15 protein-coding genes are annotated in these 19069 nt (G+C 63.9%); 9 read left to right on the top strand and 6 right to left on the bottom strand.

The features are described 5' to 3' along the window. Positions 1 to 15: 15 nt before the first annotated feature. From NKJ73_RS10960 to NKJ73_RS10950, 3 genes are all read right to left on the bottom strand, one after another. Positions 16 to 1164: an efflux RND transporter periplasmic adaptor subunit gene (locus tag NKJ73_RS10960; protein ID WP_023675997.1), complete on the bottom strand. Its 1149-nt coding sequence runs from the start codon at positions 1162 to 1164 to the stop codon at positions 16 to 18. 62 nt (positions 1165 to 1226) lie between these two features. Continuing rightward, a complete protein-coding gene (locus NKJ73_RS10955) occupies positions 1227 to 1835 on the bottom strand; it encodes a TetR/AcrR family transcriptional regulator (protein WP_023675998.1) in 609 nt (202 codons plus the stop codon). Positions 1836 to 2072: 237 nt separating this feature from the next. Continuing rightward, on the bottom strand, positions 2073 to 3713 hold the full coding sequence (locus NKJ73_RS10950; protein WP_023675999.1) for an acyl-CoA synthetase: 1641 nt from the start codon (positions 3711 to 3713) through the stop codon (positions 2073 to 2075). Between the two features lie 188 nt (positions 3714 to 3901). Here NKJ73_RS10950 and NKJ73_RS10945 point away from each other — a divergent pair, with 188 nt between their 5' ends. Beyond that, on the top strand, positions 3902 to 4867 hold the full coding sequence (locus tag NKJ73_RS10945; RefSeq protein WP_023676000.1) for a sugar-binding transcriptional regulator: 966 nt from the start codon (positions 3902 to 3904) through the stop codon (positions 4865 to 4867). 83 nt (positions 4868 to 4950) lie between these two features. Beyond that, entirely contained in the window at positions 4951 to 7005 is a 2055-nt protein-coding gene (locus NKJ73_RS10940; protein WP_352569352.1) for a bifunctional aldolase/short-chain dehydrogenase, read from the top strand. A 68-nt stretch (positions 7006 to 7073) separates the two neighbouring features. On the opposite strand, the gene NKJ73_RS10935 is transcribed toward NKJ73_RS10940, so the two are convergent. The 3 genes from NKJ73_RS10935 to NKJ73_RS10925 form a co-directional block, all read right to left on the bottom strand. Then, positions 7074 to 8129, bottom strand: a complete 1056-nt coding sequence (locus NKJ73_RS10935) for a substrate-binding domain-containing protein (protein WP_023676002.1) — start codon at positions 8127 to 8129, stop codon at positions 7074 to 7076. 47 nt (positions 8130 to 8176) lie between these two features. Next, positions 8177 to 9172, bottom strand: coding sequence for an ABC transporter permease (locus NKJ73_RS10930; RefSeq protein WP_023676003.1), 996 nt, complete (start codon positions 9170 to 9172; stop codon positions 8177 to 8179). 83 nt (positions 9173 to 9255) lie between these two features. Continuing rightward, complete coding sequence (locus tag NKJ73_RS10925; RefSeq protein WP_023676004.1) at positions 9256 to 10767, bottom strand: sugar ABC transporter ATP-binding protein; 1512 nt, start codon at positions 10765 to 10767, stop codon at positions 9256 to 9258. Positions 10768 to 10902: 135 nt separating this feature from the next. Here NKJ73_RS10925 and mtnK point away from each other — a divergent pair, with 135 nt between their 5' ends. From mtnK to NKJ73_RS10890, 7 genes are all read left to right on the top strand, one after another. Continuing rightward, positions 10903 to 12174 carry an S-methyl-5-thioribose kinase gene (gene mtnK / locus NKJ73_RS10920; protein WP_023676005.1) on the top strand — a complete coding sequence of 424 codons (1272 nt, stop codon included), beginning with the start codon at positions 10903 to 10905 and terminating at the stop codon, positions 12172 to 12174. Beyond that, positions 12171 to 13265 carry an S-methyl-5-thioribose-1-phosphate isomerase gene (gene mtnA / locus NKJ73_RS10915; RefSeq protein WP_352569351.1) on the top strand — a complete coding sequence of 365 codons (1095 nt, stop codon included), beginning with the start codon at positions 12171 to 12173 and terminating at the stop codon, positions 13263 to 13265. Before mtnK ends, mtnA begins: the two co-directional genes overlap by 4 nt. 181 nt (positions 13266 to 13446) lie before the next feature. Continuing rightward, positions 13447 to 14331, top strand: a complete 885-nt coding sequence (locus NKJ73_RS10910; RefSeq protein ID WP_031211585.1) for a helix-turn-helix domain-containing protein — start codon at positions 13447 to 13449, stop codon at positions 14329 to 14331. Between the two features lie 129 nt (positions 14332 to 14460). Further along, on the top strand, positions 14461 to 15120 hold the full coding sequence (locus tag NKJ73_RS10905; RefSeq protein WP_352453241.1) for a 2Fe-2S iron-sulfur cluster-binding protein: 660 nt from the start codon (positions 14461 to 14463) through the stop codon (positions 15118 to 15120). Positions 15121 to 15123: 3 nt separating this feature from the next. Beyond that, positions 15124 to 16110: an FAD binding domain-containing protein gene (locus NKJ73_RS10900; RefSeq protein WP_352569350.1), complete on the top strand. Its 987-nt coding sequence runs from the start codon at positions 15124 to 15126 to the stop codon at positions 16108 to 16110. A gap of 71 nt (positions 16111 to 16181) precedes the next feature. Continuing rightward, positions 16182 to 16652 (top strand): nuclear transport factor 2 family protein, encoded by a 471-nt coding sequence (locus NKJ73_RS10895; protein WP_352569349.1) that lies wholly within the window; start codon positions 16182 to 16184, stop codon positions 16650 to 16652. A gap of 98 nt (positions 16653 to 16750) precedes the next feature. Beyond that, on the top strand, positions 16751 to 19060 hold the full coding sequence (locus tag NKJ73_RS10890; RefSeq protein WP_352569348.1) for a xanthine dehydrogenase family protein molybdopterin-binding subunit: 2310 nt from the start codon (positions 16751 to 16753) through the stop codon (positions 19058 to 19060). Positions 19061 to 19069 lie beyond the last annotated feature (9 nt).

The following is a 19069-nucleotide window of genomic DNA, read 5'->3' as shown; positions in this document are numbered from 1 at the left end:
TGAATTGCCTGGCCGTCAGCGCAAGCGCCTTGCAGCGTCATCGGCCGACGCCGACTGTTGCGCCGCATCACCGGTCAGCTTGACTTTCAGATTCTCGGTCATGAACTGCGTGCCGGCGGCGACGACGACGTCACCCGGCTTCAGCCCATCGGCGACACTGACGCCGTCGGGGGTGAAGGCGGCGACCTTGACCGGATGCGCATGGACGGTCCCGCCGTTGCGGTCGACTGTCCAGACGATCGATTGGCTGTCCTTTTGCGCCAACGCGGCCAGCGGGATCGACACCAGTTGCTGCCGGTTGTCCGCCGCGGCTTCGATGGAGGCGGTCATGCCTAGCAGCACGCGAGAATCGTTGGGCAGGCTGACGCGAACGGCAAAGGTGCGCGACTGCGGATCGGCGCTGCCGGCGACTTCGCGGACCTTGCCGTCGAGCGTCAGCGCCTCATCGGACCAGAAGCCAGCCTTGACGGTCTTGCCCGGCTTGAATTCGGCGATATCGGTTTCCGGAACAGCGATCAGGACTTCCTTCTCGCCGTCGATGGCAACGGTCACCACCGGCGTGCCGGAGCCGACCACCTGGCCGACATCGGCGGCAACGGCAGTGACGATGCCGTTCTTGTCCGCCTTGAGATCGGTATAGCGGACCTGGTTCTGTGCCTGGGCAAGCTGCGAGCGGGCGGAGTCTCGCGTGGCGACAGCCTGATTATAGGCGAGCGTCGCCTGCTCGAGCTGCGACTTCGGCGCGAAATTCTTGGCGTAGAGCTGTTCGGCCCGCTTGCGCGTAAGCTCGACTGTCTCGACCTGACGGTCGGCAGCATCGAGGCTGGCCTGAGCGCTTCTCACCGAAAGCTCGTAGTCGGTGGGATCGATGCGGGCGAGAACGTCGCCCGGCTTGACGCGGTCACCGATGTCGACAAGGCGCTCGGTGATCTTGCCGTTGATGCGAAAACCGAGATTCATCTCGGTGCGGGCACGCACCGATCCGGAATAGGAAAGCTGACGGGTATCGCTCGCCTTAGCGATCTCGACCACCTTGACCGGGCGGATGATCTCGGTGACCTCGGCTTTCTCCTGCGAGCAGCCGGCGAGGCCGAGAGCGACAACCATAATCAATGCTAGGCCGGCGGCCGGTCGCCTGTAGGTGATGGACTTGGACAAAGACACTTTTCGTACTCCCGAACTGTGGGGATGAATTGCCGGTATCGCCGCCCGACGGGCGGCAACGGTCATTTCTTCAAGGCTCTGATGGCAAACTCGGTAAGCTCGTCCGGCGTCGCCCGGTTCTTCTTGGCGAGGCACTGGGCCATCATCTGCGGATGACAGAGGCTGATAATGGCAGCGCCGAAGCACCGGGAAGCGATCACCGGATCCTGATCGACGAACTCGCCGGTAGCGATTCCCTCGCGGATCACTTCCGCGACCAGTTCATGGATGCTGTCGATGTGCTTTTCGATGACGTGCCAGTCGCGCTCGATGGCGACGATGACCATCTCGTGCACCTTCTCCTGGTCGATCATGGTCTCGAGCGTCCACTGGTAGTGCGTATGCACGTAGCGGCGGAGCTTTTCGCTGGCGGTGCCGGGGCCATGGCAGGCTTCGTAGGTCAACCGGTAGCAGGTCTCGAGCATACGGCCGCAAACCGCCTGGTGGATTTCCACCTTGGAGGCGAAGAAGCGGTAGATGTTGGCGGTCGACATGCCGAGTTCGCGCGCTATGTCGGCGACGTTGGTCTTGCCGTAGCCGTAGTGGCGAAACAATCGCTCCGCGCAATCCAGGATGCGCGTGACATTTTCCTGGCGGGCGGAATCGGCGGTGGTGTCTAGGGTTTCAAGCATCTCGTTGGCCAATTTACGACTGACGAATTTAGAATTTCGTCACTCGTAAATTGAAAACCATCACCTGTCAAGGCACGATTTTGGCTGCTGATGACAGATGGTGACATCCCTGGACGGAGTTGGCCCATGAAACGCATGTGGTTTCCGCCGGGCGAGCCTGCAACGCCGCCCCGTGTTTTTTTGCGAAGGATCTTGAAAAGATGCTTTCCGAAATCGGTTCCGTTTTCGGATCAGGCCCTAAGGCTGCTTTGCCATCTCCCGCAGCCGGAACTTCTGGATCTTGCCCGTCGAAGTCTTCGGGATTTCCGCGAAGATCACCGCTTTCGGCACCTTGAAGCGGGCGAGCAGCGCGCGGCAGTGCTCGATTACCTCCGCCTCGGTCGCCGCCTTGCCCGGCTTCAGCTCGACATAGGCGACCGGGACCTCGCCCCATTTGTCGTCGGATCGGGCGACAACGCCGCAAGAAGCGACGGCGGGATGCTTGTACAGCGCCTCCTCGACCTCGATCGAGGAGATGTTTTCGCCGCCGGAGATGATGATGTCCTTGGAACGGTCCTTGAGCTGGATGTAGCCGTCCGGATGGATGACGCCGAGGTCGCCCGAATGGAACCAGCCGCCGGCAAAGGCCTCGTCGCTCGCCTTGCGGTTCTTGAGATAGCCTTTCATGACGATGTTGCCGCGGAACATCACCTCGCCGATGGTCTCGCCGTCGGCCGGCGTCTCTTGCATCGTCTGCGGGTCCATCACCGTCAGGCCTTCGAGCGCGGCATAGCGTACGCCTTGCCTGGCCTTCTTCGCCGCCCTCGCCCCTTTCTCCAGCCGGTCCCACTCGCCATGCCATTCGTTGACGACGGCCGGGCCATAGGTTTCGGTCAGGCCGTAGAGATGGGTGACGGCAAAGCCCGCATCGGCCATGCCCGACAGCACCGCCTCGGGCGGCGGCGCCGCGGCGGTGTTGAAGGTGACGGTCTGCGGGAACTGCCGCTTGTCCTCGTCCCTGGCGTTGATCAGCACCGACATGACGATGGGTGCACCGCACAGATGGGTGACGCCGTGATCGGCGATGGCGTCGTAGATCGGCTTCGGCCGCACCCAGCGCAGGCAGACATGCGTGCCGCCCTGCACGGCAAGCGTCCAGGGAAAGCACCAGCCGTTGCAGTGGAACATCGGCAATGTCCACAGATAGACGGGGTGCTTGCCCATGCCGGCATGGATGGTGTTGGCATAGGCCATCAATGCCGCGCCCCGATGGTGGCAGACGACGCCCTTCGGATTGCCTGTCGTGCCGGAGGTGTAGTTGAGCGAAATGGCATCCCATTCGTCGTCCGGCATCGACCAGGCGAAATCCTCGTCGCCGCCGGCGACAAACGCCTCATAGTCCAGCGTGCCGATCCGCTCGCCCTTGGGATAGGGCGCATCGGCGGCATAGTCGGGATCGTCGTAATCGATCAGCAGCGGCCTGACCTTGGCCAGCGTCAGCGCTTGCCGAACCACGCCGGCGAATTCGCGGTCGACGATCAGCACCTTGCTTTCGGCGTGATCGAGCTGGAAGGCAATGACGGCGGCGTCGAGGCGGGTGTTGAGCGAATGCAGCACCGCCCTGGTCATCGGCACGCCGAAATGCGCTTCCAGCATCGGCGGTGTGTTGGACAGCATGACGGTGACGGTGTCGCCCTTGCCGATACCGCGCTTCGCCAGCGCCGAGGCAAGCCTCAGCGAGCGCTTCCAGAAATCGCGATAGGTCGTGCGCTGGCGGCCATGGATGATGGCGGTCTGATCGGGAAAGGTTTTTGCCGCCCGCTCAAAATAGGTCAGCGGCGTCAGCGGCTGGTGGTTGGCCGGGTTCCTGTCTAGGTCCTGTTCGTAGGGATTGCCCATCCCGTCCTCCGCAATGTGTTCGTCGAGAACTTTAGCTACCGGCTTCCGACCCGTCACCACCAACGATGCCATCATAGACCGCGTTTGGCACAAGAAAGGTCTAGATTCGGCGAGCGAAAGGGCATCTATGCCTTCCTCCCAATTTGACTTTTGTCGAGAGCCGTGAATAATGTCAGCAAGGAGATGGCATGGCGATCCGACCGGCAGAACAGCTTATCCACAAGGCCGCCTGGCTTTACTATGCACACGGCCTGCGCCAGGACCAGGTGGCCAGCCAGCTCAAGATTTCCCGTGCCTCGGTGGCGATGTATCTGCGCAAGGCGCGCGAGACCGGCATCGTCAACATCTCGACCTCGACCCAGCTTTTCACCGACGACGTGCTGGCACGCAAGCTGGAAGACGCGCTGAAGCTCGACGCGGTCTGGATCGCGCCGGAAAACGGCTATGTCGCCGACCCCTCGACCGACATCGCGGTGCTGGCGGCAAGCGTCTTTCTCGAGCTGATCAGGAAGGGCGACCGCATCGGCGTCGCCTGGGGACGGACCATCTACACGATCGCCGACATCATGTCCTATGCCGATCTGCAGGACGTCACCGTGGTGCAGCTCTGCGGCAATCTGGGCGCCCCCTATTCGTACCGGCCGGACCAATGCACGATGGAAATCGCGCGCCGGCTCAACGCCAAGGGGCTGAATTTCTACGCGCCGCTGGTGCTGACGACGGAAGAACTGGCACGCGGCCTGCGCGCCGAGCCGGTGATCCGCGAGCAATTGTCGGGCATCGGCGAATGCGGCCTGGCGCTGTATTCGGTAGGCTCGGTGGACACCGACAGCCATCTGGTCAAATGCGGCGCGCTGACGCCAAGCGAAATGGCTGTATTGCGCAAGGCGGGTGCGGCCGGCGTCATTGCCGGGCAGATCATCGACGCCCGAGGCCAGGCGCTCGACTGCAGCTACAACCGCCGGCTGATTTCGGCAGAGCTGTCATCGCTGCGCAGGATCGGAAAGCGCCTTGTAGTGGTGCAGGAGGACAGCAAGTTCGAACCGCTCGCCGCGGCGATCGCCGGCGGGCTCTGCACCCATCTCGTCGTCGGCGCGCGCATGGCGCGGCGGCTGCTCGACCACGCTGGAGCAACAGCAGAAGAGGTCGCCTGATACCCAGTTCCAGCCGCCGGCGCGTTGGCATCAATGTGTCGCGGCATTCCTGTTCCAACAAAGAGAAATCGGACGAAGCTGACATGAAGAACCTGTGGAATGACGGCGAGGCGGAGAAGCTGGTCGCCGACTATGCAAAGAAGGGTGTGGCCCGCGATCTGGCGCTGCGCGTCTATACGACCAGGCTGCTGGGCGGCGAGCCGCGGCTCGTCCTGCATGGCGGCGGCAACACCTCGTGCAAGACCAAGGCCACCGACCTTGTCGGCGACGAATGGGACGTGCTCTGCGTCAAGGGCAGCGGCTGGGACATGGGCGTCATCGAGCCGCAGGGCCTGCCGGCGGTCAAGCTCGGCGCGCTGTTGAAGGCGCGGTCGCTCAAGAAGCTCTCCGACGAGGACATGGTCGCGCTGCAGCGGGCGAACCTCATCGATCCGTCCTCGCCCAATCCGTCGGTCGAGACGCTGCTGCACGCCTTCCTGCCGCACAAATTCGTCGACCACACGCATTCGACAGCGATCCTGGCCATCGTCGACCAGGAGGACAGCGAAGCGCTGAGCCGGAAGGTGTTCGGCGAAAAGATGGGCTTCGTGCCTTACATCATGCCGGGCTTCGATCTGGCCAAGGCGGCCGCCGATGTATTCGACGCCGATCCGACGGTCGAAGGCCTGATCCTAGACAAGCACGGCATCTTCACCTTCGGCGACGATGCCAGGCAGGCCTATGACCGGATGATCCATTATGTGAACGTCGCCGAGGATTTCATCGCCGGGAACGGCAAGCCGCGCACCGAAAAAGTGGCACTGCCGGCCAGGCTGGCGAAGCCCGCGGACATTGCGCCGATGCTGCGCGGCGCGGTGGCGGTGGCACGCGGCGAAGGCCGCTTCGATCGGATGATCAGCGATTTCCGCACCTCGGATGCGATCGTCGATTTCATCAATTCGGCAAAAATTGCCGACTATGCCGGACGCGGCGTGTCGACACCCGACCTGTCGATCCGCATCAAAACCGGACCGATGGCACTGCCGGCGCCCGACGCGGACAAGGTCGGCGACTACAAATCCGTCATCCGCCAGCATGTCGAGAAATTCGCCAAGGACTATCGCGCCTATTTCGAAACCAATGATGCGCTCGACGACGTGAAGCGCACCATGCTCGACCCGATGCCGCGGCTGACGCTGGTGCCCGGCCTCGGCATGTTCGGCCACGGCCGCACGCTGAAGGATGCGAAGATTGCCTCGGACGTCGGCGAAATGTGGATCGAGGCGGTACGCGGCGCCGAAGCCGTCGGCGATTTCCGCCCGCTCTCCAAAAGCGATCTGTTCCCGCTCGAATACTGGTCGCTGGAACAGGCCAAGCTCGCCGCCAACAAGCCGAAGCCGCTGACCGGCCAGGTGGTGCTGGTCACCGGCGGCGCCGGCGCGATCGGTGCTGCCACGGCAAAGCTGTTCGCCGACAACGGTGCCCATGCCGTCGTCGTCGATCTCGATGGGTCAAGGGCTGCCGAGGCGGCAAAAAAGGCTGGCAACGGTTCGATCGGCATTGGCGCCGACATCACCGATCCGGTGCAGATGCGCGCCGCCTTCGACAAAGCGGTCGACGTCTACGGCGGCCTCGACATTCTCGTCTCCAATGCCGGTGCTGCCTGGGAGGGCCGGATCGGCGAGCTCGACGACGCCACCTTGCGCAAAAGCTTCGAACTCAATTTCTTCGCCCATCAGTCGGCGGCGCAGAATGCCGTGCGCATCATGCTGGAACAGGGCACCGGCGGCGTGCTGTTGTTCAACACCTCCAAGCAGGCGGTCAATCCGGGGCCGAAGTTCGGCGCCTATGGCATTCCCAAGGCGGCAACGCTGTTCCTGTCCAGGCAATATGCGCTCGACTACGGCGCGCATGGCATCCGCTCCAATGCCGTCAACGCCGACCGCATCCGTTCGGGGCTGTTGACCGATGCCATGATCACCAGCCGCTCGGGCGCGCGCGGCGTCTCGGCGAAGGAGTACATGTCCGGCAACCTGCTCGGGCAGGAAGTGACGGCCGAAGACGTCGCCCAAGCCTTCCTGCATCAGGCGCTGGCCGAGCGGACCACCGCCGATGTGACGACAGTCGATGGCGGCAACATCGCGGCGGCGTTGAGGTAGATCTAAACACCGGACCAACAAAAAGAGCGGCCCGCGAGCCGCTCTTTTCCTTTGCCTATAGCGAAAGACTACTTCGCGTTCGGGTTCGGCATCCAGGCCGGCATCGCGACGTCGGCATGGGCGAATTGCGGCAGCTTGGCCGAGAGGTCTTCCATGTTCTTGATGTCCTTGTCGACGAGGTCCTTCTGGGTGATCAGCGTCGGCGGTACAATGACGTTGTGGCCGGGATCTTCACCGGCCAACAGCTGCGCCAGCGCACGCACCGAGACCTGGCCGACGACGGCCGGGTTGGTGGCGGCGGTTGCCGCCCAGGCGCTGTCCGGCTCGCGCATCGCGGCGATGTCCGAGGTCGAGATGTCGGCCGAATAGATCTTGATGTCCTTGTTCAGTCCGGCTTCGTCGACCGCGATCTTCACGCCCTTGGCGAATTCGTCATAGGGCGCGAACATCACCTTGATGTCGGGGTGGGCCGATAGCACCGAACGGGCCTGGTTGGCGACCGAATTGGCGATCGGATTGTCGAGCGTGCCGAACATGGCGGCTTCGTTGATGCCCGAATATTTCTTCTTGAATTCGACCCAGGTCTCGTTGCGGCGGTCGAGCGGCGCGATGCCGGCGACATAGACATAGCCGGCCTTCCAGCTCTCGCCATTGTCCTTGACCGCCTGTTCGAGCGCCAGGCGCGCGAGGTCGCGGTCGGATTGCTCGATCTGCGGGATCTTGGGGTTTTCGACATTGACGTCGAAGGCGACGACCTTGATGCCGGCCTCGACCGCGCGCTGGGCGGCGTCCTTCATCGATTCCGTCAGGCCGTGCTGGATGATGATGCCCTGGACGCCGAGCGCGATGGCCTGGTCGACCATGTCCGCCTGAAGCGCCGCGTCCTGGCGGCTGTCGAGCACGCGCAGGTCGACACCGAGTGCCTTGGCCTGCGCCTCGACGCCGGACAGATACGCCTGGAAGAAGTCGCCAGTCGAGAGATAGCGGACCAGCGCTATCTTGACGGCGCCCGGCTTGTCGAACGGCGCCGGCCTGTCCTGCGCCATCGCCGGCAACTGCATAAGCAATGTTGCGCCGGCAAGCCCGAGCGCTGCCTTCCCTAAAAGCCTTCTTGTGATGTTCACGTCGTTTCCTCCACTTGTTGAACCCAAAATGTGACCCGGTCGAACCCCTATCTCCTGCCCCTGCCGGAAAGGGCGAAGGTAAAGACAAGGGCGACCACGAGAACCACGCCCTTGACGAAATCCTGCGTGTAGTAAGGCGCGTTCATCATCGTCAGGCCCTGCAACAGCACGCCGACAAACACCGCGCCGACAGCCGTGCCGAAGGCGTTCGGCTTGGCGGCGCCGAGAACCGCGTAACCGATGAGTGCCGCAGCCACCGCGTCGAGCAACAGATTATTACCCGAGGCGATGTCGCCGCGTCCAAGCCGGGCAGCGAGCAAAATGCCGCCGATCGAGGCAAAAACTCCCGAAATCACATAGGCCCAGATTTTGTATGCCTTGACAGGCGCGCCGGCGAGTTCTGCGGCGCGTTCGTTGCTGCCGACCGCATACATCATGCGCCCGAAACGCGTGTATTCGAGAAAGAACCAGATCAGCACCGCCAGCACGAGCAGGACGACGACCGACACCGGAATGAGGTTCGGGATGAAGAAATCGAAGCGATGGCGGCCAAGCGCCAGGAACGCGGCGCCGAAACTGCCGTTGGCGACCGAGCCGTCGGGCATGGTCATGCCAGTGGCGATCGAACGGCCCTCGGTCGGTATGCGCTGCAGGCCGACAAGCAGGAACATCATGCCGAGCGTCGCCAAAAGGTCCGGAACCCGCATATAGACGATCAGCCAGCCATTGATCAGGCCGACGACGGCGCCGATCACAAGACAGACGACGACCGCCACGACGGCGTTCTGCCCCAGCACCACCATGACATAGGCAGCCGCCATCATGGCGCTGGTGGCGACAGAGCCGATCGACAGGTCGAAGCCGCCGACGACCAGCGTGGCGGTGACGCCGAGCGCCAGAACACCGGTGATGGCGACCGACTGGAAGATGAAGACGGCGCTTTGCGGCGAGACGAAACCATCGGCGGCAACAGCGAAATAGGCGATCAGCCCGAACAACAGAACGATGAAGCCGTAGCGAATAGCATTGTCGCGCAGGATCATTCAGCGCTCCCGCACGCTGGCACCGTCTTTATCCGACCCGAATTCATGCCCTCTCCATTCCAATTCTCATCGTCTTCCCGCTCTCAGGCTGCGCTGTGCAAAGGCCCGCCCGCCACTTCGGCCAGCAGACGCTCGAGATCGACATCGGTATTGCGGTGCTCGCCGACGATCGTCTGCTCCGACATCACCAGGATGCGATCGGCCGTCTCCAGGGCTTCGTCGAGTTCGGTGACGAACAGCAGCGTCGCGCGGCCGTGGGCGCTGGTCCGCAGCTTGGCGGCGATATCGCGTCTGGCCGAGATGTCCACACCTTGAAACGGCTCGTCGAGGATGAAAAGCCTTGCCGCCTGCGACATCCAGCGGGCGACCATCACCTTCTGCTGATTGCCACCGGAAAGCGACGCCATCTCGTCCCTCTCGGAGCGACAGACGATGCCCAACTCCTGGATCTGCTGGCGAGCAATGGCGCGTTCGATACGGCGCTTGAGGACGCCGAGACGCGACATGCGCCTGTGGAACGGCAGGCTGATATTCTCCTGGACGTTGAAGTCGCCGACGATGCCGTTTTCGCCCCGGTCCTTGGCGACGAGAAACACACCGGCGGCAATCGCTTCGCCGGTCGATGCCGGCGCATAGGGTTTCCCGTTCAGCATCATGGTCCCGCCCAGCGGCTGGCGCAGGCCGAACAGCGTCTCGGCGAGCGCGGTCTTGCCGACGCCGACGAGGCCGGTGATGGCAACGACCTCGCCGTCGCCGAGGGTCAGCGAAATCGGCCGGGCGCCTTCTGCAACCCGCAACCCGTCCGTGGCAAAAATTGCTTTGGCCGAATTCCTGGCGACGATCCGCTCGAGCTGGATCTTGCGGCCGAGCATGGCGTTGACCGCACCTTCGTAATCCAGCGGCTTCTTGTCGAAGATGCCTGAGATGACCCCATCGCGCATCGAAATGATGCGATCGGCAAGCCGCCTGATGTCAGACATACGGTGCGAAATGTAGAGGATGGCCACGCCTTGCTGGCGAAGCCGGTCGAGCAATGCGAACAGCCGGTCGGCCTCGGCGCTGGACAGCGAGGAAGTCGGCTCGTCGAGGATCAGCACTTTCGGCCGGTGCGCCATGGCGCGGGCGATCGCCACCATCTGGCGGTCGGCCAGAGAGAGATCGCTGATCCGGGCCTTGAGGTCGATGGCCAGTCCCATGCGGTCGGCCACCGCCTTTGCCTCGCGACGCACCCGGCCTGGATTGAACAGGGTCGGCACGCCGCTGCCGCTCAACCTGTCGAGGGTAAGATTGGTGGCGACGTCGAGGTCGGCGACGACACCGTCATTAATGTTCTGGTGGACGGTGACGACGCCGGCGCGGATCGCCTCCGCCGGCGTTTTCGGGTCGAACTCATGACCGGCAAGCGACATCGAGCCGCCGCCATGGTCGTAGACGCCACTGATGATCTTGACGAGGGTGGATTTGCCGGCGCCGTTGGCGCCCATCAGCACGGTCACTTCGCCGGCATGCAATTCGAGCGAGACGCCGCCAAGCACCTCGATATGGCCAAAGGATTTCCTCAGGCCGTCGACGCGGAACACGGCATCATTGCCCATTCGTTCCTCCCTGACCATGACGCTATGGGCTATATCGGCAATTGTCAACACGATTGACAATTGCCAGCAGGCTTCCTAGCTTGGCCCGACCGCGTTGGCTCCGCTATCATCGGAGCACATGAGCGGGAGGTGAGGATGACTGGGAAATCGCCGTTCGAAGCACTGTCGGTCGAGACACTGGCGGGCCGTCTCGGTGCCAACGAGCCCCTGTGTTCGCAGATCGGCAAGGATACGAGCCAGTGGAAGGTTCGTGAAGTCGGCGATGGCAATCTGAACCTGGTGTTCATCGTCGAGGGTGCTGAGGGTGCGGCCGTCGTCAAGCAGGCCCTGCCCTACGTCCGGCTGGTCGGCGACAGCTGGCCGCTGCCGCTAAAACGCTCCTTCTTCGAATACCATGCGCTGACGCGGCAACAGGCGCGGGCGCCGGGTTCGGTGCCCGATATCTATCACTTCGACGAAGGCCAGGCGCTGATCATCATGGAGTATCTGTCGCCGCACATTATCCTGCGGCGGGCGCTGATCGAAGGCCGGCAATTGCCCAACATCGCGACAGACATCGGCTTGTTCATGGCCCGCACGTTGTTTCGCGGCTCCGACCTGCATATGGCGACCAAGGACCGCAAGGCCGATCTGGCACTGTTCGCCGACAATGTCGAACTCTGCGACATCACCGAGAACCTGGTTTTCTCGGATCCGTATTTCGATGCCAAGATGAACCAGCACACCAGCCCGCAGCTCGATGGCATTGTCGCCGAGCTGCGCGCCGACCGCGACCTCAAGGTCGAGGCGCAGCGCATGAAGCACATCTTCGCTGCCAATGCCGAGACGCTGCTGCATGGCGACCTGCATTCCGGCTCGATCATGGTCACCGACATCGAAACGAGGATGATCGACCCCGAATTCGCCTTCTACGGGCCGATCGCCTTCGACGTCGGCATGCTGCTCGCCAATTTCTGGATGGCGTTCTTCTCGCAGCGCGGCCATGAACAGGACGGAAGCCGCGACGCCATGCGTGACTATCTGCTCGGCGTTACGGTCGAGACATGGTCGGTGTTTCGCGCCGAGTTCTCGCATCTGTGGCGAACCGAGCGTACCGGCATGCTCTACCAGAAGAGCCTGTTCGAAGATCAGGGCGACAGGCTTGGCGCCGAGCAGGCGCTAGACCACATGCTGCATTCGATCTGGACCGATCTGCTCGGCTTTGCCGGCGTCGAGGTTCACCGGCGAATTCTCGGCCTTGCCCACAATGCCGATTTCGAGACCATTGCCGATCCGGATCTGCGCGCCAGATGTGAGGCAAAGGCGCTGAAATTCGGCCGTCACCTCGCCGTCAACCGGCGCCAGATCCACAGCATCGACGAGGTCAACCGGTTGGCCGCGCTGATCGAACGGGAGAGCAGGATTTGAACGTCGGCGACCGCCACTACCGCACCATCTGGCCGAGTGACGACGGGCGTTCGGTGGAGATCATCGACCAGCGCTGGCTGCCGCATGATTTCCGCATCGAAAAGATCGATTCCGTCGCCGGCATCGCCACGGCAATCCGCGACATGTGGGTGCGCGGGGCGCCGCTGATCGGCGTCACCGCGGCCTATGGCGTCGCCATGCAGATGGCCGACGATCCGTCGGATGCAGCACTCGACGCCGTCTGGGCAACCTTGCACGAAACGCGCCCGACGGCGATCAATTTGCGCTGGGCGCTGAACGAAATGCAACGCTTCCTGCTGACGCTTCCCCTGGCAGAACGTGCCGCGGCTGCCTATCGGCGTGCCGGCGAGATCGCCGACGAGGATGTCGGCCTCAACCGCGCCATCGGCGCCCATGGGCTCGAAATCATCAAGGCGATCGCGGCGCGCAAGCAGCCGGGCGAACCGGTCAATATCCTGACCCACTGCAACGCCGGGTGGCTGGCCACGGTCGACTACGGCACCGCCACCGCGCCGATCTATCTGGCGACGGAAGCCGGCATTCCAGTCCATGTCTATGTCGACGAAACACGACCCCGCAACCAGGGTGCCCAATTGACCGCCTGGGAGATGGCCGGCCACGGCGTGCCGCATACGCTGATCGTCGACAATGCCGGCGGCCATCTGATGCAGCGCGGCCAGATCGATATGGTCGTCGTCGGCACCGACAGGACCACCGCCGACGGCGATGTCTGCAATAAGATCGGTACCTATCTCAAGGCGCTTGCCGCCGACGACAACGACGTGCCGTTCTATGTCGCGCTGCCGTCGCCGACGATCGACTGGACTGTGGGCGACGGGCTGGCCGACATCCCGATCGAACAGCGCTCGCCCGACGAGGTCTCACTGGTCTGGGGCAAGACCGCTTCCGGCGAGATCGCCCAGGTCCGCGTATCGCCGGAAGCCACGCCGGCGGCCAATCCGGCCTTCGACGTGACGCCGGCGCGGCTGGTCACCGGCTTGATCACCGAACGCGGTGTCGCTACGGCCTCGCGCGAAGGCCTGAGGGCGATGTTTCCCGAGCGCGGATGATCCGCTTTGCCGAGAGGGCGCTCCGGATTTGCCTGATCTCACGATTTCTTGAACGCGGCACGGTTAAAAACGCCCGTTGCCTGTCCCACATGGACGGCCGTATGCGTAGCGGCGGGGCGGCGCCCAACGCTCGAAGCCGGGGTTGCCCACGGCTCGGCGAGTGAACCAGCGGGATACCGCGATGTCATTCAGACCGTTGCTTGGTGACGGACGGGTTCGGAGCCAGGACGAGAAGTCGGAGCCCCTGCAAACCGCGTCATGGGTCAGCTCCTCGATCGTCTTCGACAACCGGCGGTGGGCGTGCCGGGAGGCGGAGCTCCGCTGGACAGCCCCTCATCATCTGATCGTGCTGACCGAAGAAGGCGGCACGTCCCATACATCCATCCGGCACGAGGCACGATCCCTTTACGACGGAATGGACCGTCCCGGAGCCCTCACCTTCGTCCCGGCAGGCGCGGAACGACAGGGCTTCTATCGCGATGTAAACCTCTCCTATTCAGCCCTGTGGATCGATCCCGATATCGGGCTTCCCGGATGCGAACGCCTGAGGAACCTGCCTATACTGGTAAACAAGAAAGACGCGGTCGTCGCCACGCTCTTGAGTTCGCTTCGTGACGAGATGGCACTCGGCCACAAGCCAGACACTGCCTATGTCGAGCATCTGGTCGCCCTCGTCAGTCTCCGCGTGGCCAACCTGAGCCGGGAGCAACCGCGGTTTGTACGTCACGGCTGTCTCAGCCGCCGGGCACTTGGTCGCGTTCGGGATTACATCGATGCGCATATGAATTCCGACATTTCGCTAAGCGAGCTGGCAGCCGCCGCGGGCATGGCCGTCGACAGTTTTGCGCGTCGCTTCAAGGCGACGACCGGCCTTGCACCCTACGCCTATGTGATCGAGGAACGGGTGCGGCGAGCGGAGGCGCTGCTGCGCGAAACGGGTTTGTCGATCGGTGTCATTGCCTTTCGGCTCGGCTTCTCAAGCCAGAGCCACTTCACCACGACCTTCCGACGTCTGAGGGGCATGACGCCTCGTGCCTATCGGGTGAATTCTTCTCCAGAATCCTGATAGTGCCGCCGGTTTCTTGAAAGAAAGCCGCCGCCCGCACTCCCACCTCCAGTGTCGTTGGGTGACAGAACCCGAGGGTTCGCTCGGGTCAAGTTGCCGTCTGCGCTTCATTGCGGCTGGGAGATCATGATGGCCAAAACGGACAACAGGAGCGGGCCGACGCGTCGGATGGTATTGGAAGGCGGTGTTGCGACCGGGGTGCTCCTGGCTACCGGACTACCGGTTGACGCCGAGCCGGCCGAGACCGTCACGGCGGCTGCGTCGTCCTCACCGCTACCGACGATGACGATGTCGTTACGGATCAACGCGAAGGATCTTGCCATCGAGCTCGACCCGCGGACGACGCTGCTCGACGCCCTGCGCAACCATCTCGGCCTCACCGGCTCGAAGAAGGGCTGCGACCACGGCCAGTGCGGCGCATGCACGGTGCTCGTCGATGGGCGCCGGATCAATTCCTGCCTGACGCTTGCCGCAATGCATGAAGGCGACGAGATCACCACGGTCGAGGGCCTTGCCGAGGGTGACCGGCTGCATCCGGTCCAGGCCGCCTTCGTCGCCCGCGACGGTTTCCAGTGCGGCTACTGTACGCCAGGCCAGATCTGCTCGGCGGTTGGCATGCTGGGCGAGGCGCGGGCCGGCTGGCCAAGCCATGCGAGCGCCGACGTGGCAGCGGCTTCCGTCGCTCTCACCGATGCCGAGATCCGCGAGCGGATGAGCGGCAACATCTGCCGTTGCGCCGCCTATCCGAACATTGTCGCTGCAATCCGCGACGCGGCAGAGGAGGCATGAGCAATGCAGTCCTTCACTTATGAACGTGCGACGAGTGCTGAGCAGGCGGCGGCCGCGGTTGCGGCCCGGCCGGACGCCAAGTTCATCAGCGGCGGCACCAACCTGCTCGACCTGATGAAGCTCGAGATCGAGCGCCCAGCGCATCTCGTCGACATCAGCCGGCTGCCACTTGATCGGATCGAGGAGACGGCGGAAGGCGGGCTTCGGGTCGGCGCCCAGGTCCGCAATAGCAATCTCGCCGCCGACCCGCGGGTAAGGTCGCGCTACCCGATGCTCACGCAAGCGCTGCTGGCGGGAGCGTCCGGCCAGATACGCAACAAGGCCTCGACCAGCGGCAATCTCCTGCAGCGCACGCGCTGCCCCTATTTCTACGACCGCAACATGCCCTGCAACAAGCGCCAGCCGGGTTCGGGCTGCGCGGCACTTCAGGGCTTCAACCGCATGCACGCCGTACTCGGCGCGAGCGAAGCCTGCATCGCGGTCCATCCTTCTGACATGGCGGTCGCCATGTCCGGGCTCGACGCCAGGATCGAGACCGTCTCGCCCGGCGGCGAGACCCGCACGATCCCGATCGGCGATTTCCATCGGTTGCCCGAGGCGACGCCCCAGGTGGAGACCGTGCTCGGCCACGGCGAAATAGTCGTTGCGGTTGCCCTGCCGCCACCACCGCCCGGCCGACAGGCTTACCGCAAGGTGCGCGACCGTGCTTCCTACGCCTTCGCGCTGGTGTCGGTGGCAGCAATCGTCGAGAAAAGCGGCGACCGTATCCGAAGCGCTCGGATCGCCATGGGCGGCGTGGCAGCGAAACCCTGGCGCGCGACGGAGGCGGAGCGCGCGCTGGCAGGCGCGGCGGCGTCCGACGGTGCCTTTAGCGACGCGGCCGAAGCCGCGCTCGCCGGAGCCGTCGGGCATGGCGTCAATGATTTCAAGATCCCGCTGGCGAAACGGACGATGCGGCACACGCTCGCTGCTGCCGCCGAGAGTGCATGAGGCGACACGATGACAGAGACGACGACCCCGAACCGCGGTTCCCAGCTGCAGGCGCCGAGCAGGAGATCGATATGAAACTCACGCGACGCGCCGTTGCCGCCGCGGGTGGCGGCCTTCTCGTCTCTGCCGCCACAGCCTGGGGCGCCGCATCCGATCCGGGAGCTCGTCACGGGCTCGAGGCCGCCGTCGACGCCTTCTTTGCCGGCTGGGCCTCTGGCGACTGGACGGCATTCCTTGATTGTTGCGATGAGACGATGACCTTCCAATTCCCTGTCGGCGAGCAACGAGGCCGACACGGACCGCCGGAAGGCAAGCGGGCACTCGCAGCCTGGACCGCCGCGCATCAAGCGCAGGGGAACAGGATCACGAAATCGACCGTCGATCTCAAGCTCTTCGCCGCCGACTGGGTCATCGTCTGCGATCGCGGGAGCGGGACAATCAGTGGCGCGCCCTACACTGGCCTGCATGCGATCTTCATGCGAGCCGGCCCAACAGGGAGGCTGGTCGAGTTTCGCGAGTATTTCGGCGAGATCGCCGCGTGAGTTCCGGCCGCCGCGCGACGAACATAAAGGTGCGAGGAAGCGGCGTCGTCGCGGCCTCGATGCTTCCGAACTCCAGATGAAAAATCTTTAGGTGACTTATGAACGAGACCATACCCGGACTGCCCGGCTCCGCCACCCATTCAAGGGTGAAACCTCGTGCCGATGTTGGCATCATCGGGCGGCCGATCGACCGCATCGACGGTCCGCTCAAAGTGACGGGCGGCGCCACATACGCTTACGAGAATGAGCTGGATGGTACAGCCTATGGCTACATTCTCGGCGCCTCCGTCGCCAAGGGCCGCATCGCCGAGATCGACACGGCCGAAGCCGAACGGGCGCCGGCAGTGCTGCTCGTCATGACGCACCGGAATGCGCCGGCCCAGCCGGATTTCGGCCCAACGGTCACGCCAACGGTGCCGGAGGTCTTCACGCGCCCCCGGCCCGCGCTCAACAGCGATCGGGTACGGTATTACGACGAGCCGGTCGCGCTGGTCGTTGCGGAGACGTTCGAGGCTGCACGCGCTGCTGCGGGCCTCATCAGAGTACGCTACGACGAGGAGCCGGGCCTCTACGATCTACCGGGATATATCGCCGACGCCTACGCGCCAAAGCGGACCAATGCCGGCTTCGAGACCGACAGCGTGGTCGGCGACTTCGAGCGCGCCTTTGCGACGGCGCCGATCAAGATCGATTCCACTTACGGGACCCCCTTCGAACATCACAATCCGATGGAGCCGCATGCGACGCTTGCTGCCTGGTCAGGCAACGAGCTGACGATCCGTACATCGGCGCAGACCCTCGCGAACTTCCGGGCCGGGGTCGCCAGCACGCTTCGCATCCCGCTCGAGCGAGTGCGCATCGTCAGCCCCTTCATCGGCGGAGGCTTCGGCTCCAAGCTGATTGCCCATGCCGACACGATCCTGGCCGCACTTGCAGCGCAGGTGCTGCAGCGCCCCGTGAAGATCGCGCTGACGCGACAACAGATGTTCGCCAATGCCGGTCATCGCGCAGAGATGGTCCAACAGGTACGTCTCGGCGCGGACACTGACGGGCGGCTCACCGGGATCGCACACGATGTCTGGTCCGCAACGTCCAGCTTCGAGGAGTACTGCGAACAAACGGCAGTTTTTGCGCGCTCGCTCTACGCGGCGCCGAACCGTCTCACCCGCCATCGCCTGGTTCCGCTGGACATCAACCGCGGCGAATGGATGCGCTCTCCCGGCGAAGCGCCCGGCATGCTGGCTTTCGAATGCGCCATGGATGAGCTCGCCGAGCGCGCCGGTCTGGACCCGATCGAACTCAGGATCCGCAACGAACCGGCACAGGATCCCGAGCGCGGCGTGCCGTTCTCCACCCGCAATCTCGTCGCCTGCATGGAGGAAGGCGCCCGCCGTTTCGGCTGGGAGCGGAGAAACCCGACACCGGGCCGAACTCGGGAGGGCCGCAAGCTTATCGGCCACGGCATGGCGGCGGCGATCCGTCCGAACTATATCGGCGCGGCGACGGCGCGGGTTGCGATCGACCGGGACGGTCGGGTGACGGCGCGGCTCGACATGACCGATATTGGGACCGGCACCTATACGATCCTGACCCAGATTGCCGCCGAGAGCCTCGGCCTGCCGATCTCGTCCGTCAAGGTGGAGCTCGGCGACAGCCGCTTCCCGCGTACCGCCGGCTCCGGCGGGTCCTGGGGCGCAGCAAGCGCGGGTTCGGCCTTGTATAATGCGTGCAACGTCCTCAAGAAACAGATCTTGGAGGCGGCGCAGTCGAACGAAGCCTCGCCGTTGCGCGGCGCGAACGCCACCGAGGCAAGCTTTGCCGACGGCGAGGTCAGGGTCGGCCAGCGATCGGCGAGCCTGGCCGATCTTATCCGAGGGATCTCTCCCGACGGGCTCGAAGCCGAAGGCTCCGTAGCCGCGGGCGCCACCACCCAGTCATACAAGACCTATTCGCAGCATTCCTATGGCGCGCATTTCGCAGAGGTCGCTGTCGATTGCGATACCGGTGAAATCCGCATGCGCCGGATGCTGGCTGTGATCGGCGCGGGCCGTATCCTCAACGCCAAGACCGCGCGCTCGCAAATCATCGGCGGCATGACCTGGGGGATCGGTGCAGCGCTGATGGAGCAGACGGTGCTCGACCCGCGCTACGGCCATTTCGTCAATCACGATCTTGCCGAGTATCATGTGCCGGTCAATGGCGATGTCCCCGATATGGAGGTCGCCTTCCTCGAGGAAGACGACGACAAGGCCAACCCGCTTGGCGCAAAGGGTCTCGGCGAGCTCGGCGTGTGCGGTGCGGGGGCTGCTGTCGCCAACGCCGTTTACAACGCGGCCGGCGTGCGAGTGCGTGAATTTCCCATCACCTTGGACAAGGTGCTGCCTGCCTTACCGGTGATCGCCATTTGACGCTCTCCT

The sequence above is a fragment of the Mesorhizobium sp. M0074 genome (assembly GCF_040322975.1).
GTDB lineage: Bacteria > Pseudomonadota > Alphaproteobacteria > Rhizobiales > Rhizobiaceae > Mesorhizobium.
This window is presented reverse-complemented; position numbering and strand designations above follow the sequence as displayed.

Bases quoted from the DNA above. Each gene is read 5' to 3' on its own strand.
- NKJ73_RS10955 (WP_023675998.1), bottom strand. From the start codon at position 1,835: ATGCTTGAAACCCTAGACACCACCGCCGATTCCGCCCGCCAGGAAAAT.
- NKJ73_RS10950 (WP_023675999.1), bottom strand. From the start codon at position 3,713: ATGGGCAATCCCTACGAACAGGACCTAGACAGGAACCCGGCCAACCAC.
- NKJ73_RS10945 (WP_023676000.1), top strand. From the start codon at position 3,902: ATGGCGATCCGACCGGCAGAACAGCTTATCCACAAGGCCGCCTGGCTT.
- NKJ73_RS10940 (WP_352569352.1), top strand. From the start codon at position 4,951: ATGAAGAACCTGTGGAATGACGGCGAGGCGGAGAAGCTGGTCGCCGAC.
- NKJ73_RS10930 (WP_023676003.1), bottom strand. From the start codon at position 9,172: ATGATCCTGCGCGACAATGCTATTCGCTACGGCTTCATCGTTCTGTTG.
- NKJ73_RS10925 (WP_023676004.1), bottom strand. From the start codon at position 10,767: ATGGGCAATGATGCCGTGTTCCGCGTCGACGGCCTGAGGAAATCCTTT.
- mtnK (WP_023676005.1), top strand. From the start codon at position 10,903: ATGACTGGGAAATCGCCGTTCGAAGCACTGTCGGTCGAGACACTGGCG.
- NKJ73_RS10910 (WP_031211585.1), top strand. From the start codon at position 13,447: ATGTCATTCAGACCGTTGCTTGGTGACGGACGGGTTCGGAGCCAGGAC.
- NKJ73_RS10905 (WP_352453241.1), top strand. From the start codon at position 14,461: ATGGCCAAAACGGACAACAGGAGCGGGCCGACGCGTCGGATGGTATTG.
- NKJ73_RS10900 (WP_352569350.1), top strand. From the start codon at position 15,124: ATGCAGTCCTTCACTTATGAACGTGCGACGAGTGCTGAGCAGGCGGCG.
- NKJ73_RS10895 (WP_352569349.1), top strand. From the start codon at position 16,182: ATGAAACTCACGCGACGCGCCGTTGCCGCCGCGGGTGGCGGCCTTCTC.
- NKJ73_RS10890 (WP_352569348.1), top strand. From the start codon at position 16,751: ATGAACGAGACCATACCCGGACTGCCCGGCTCCGCCACCCATTCAAGG.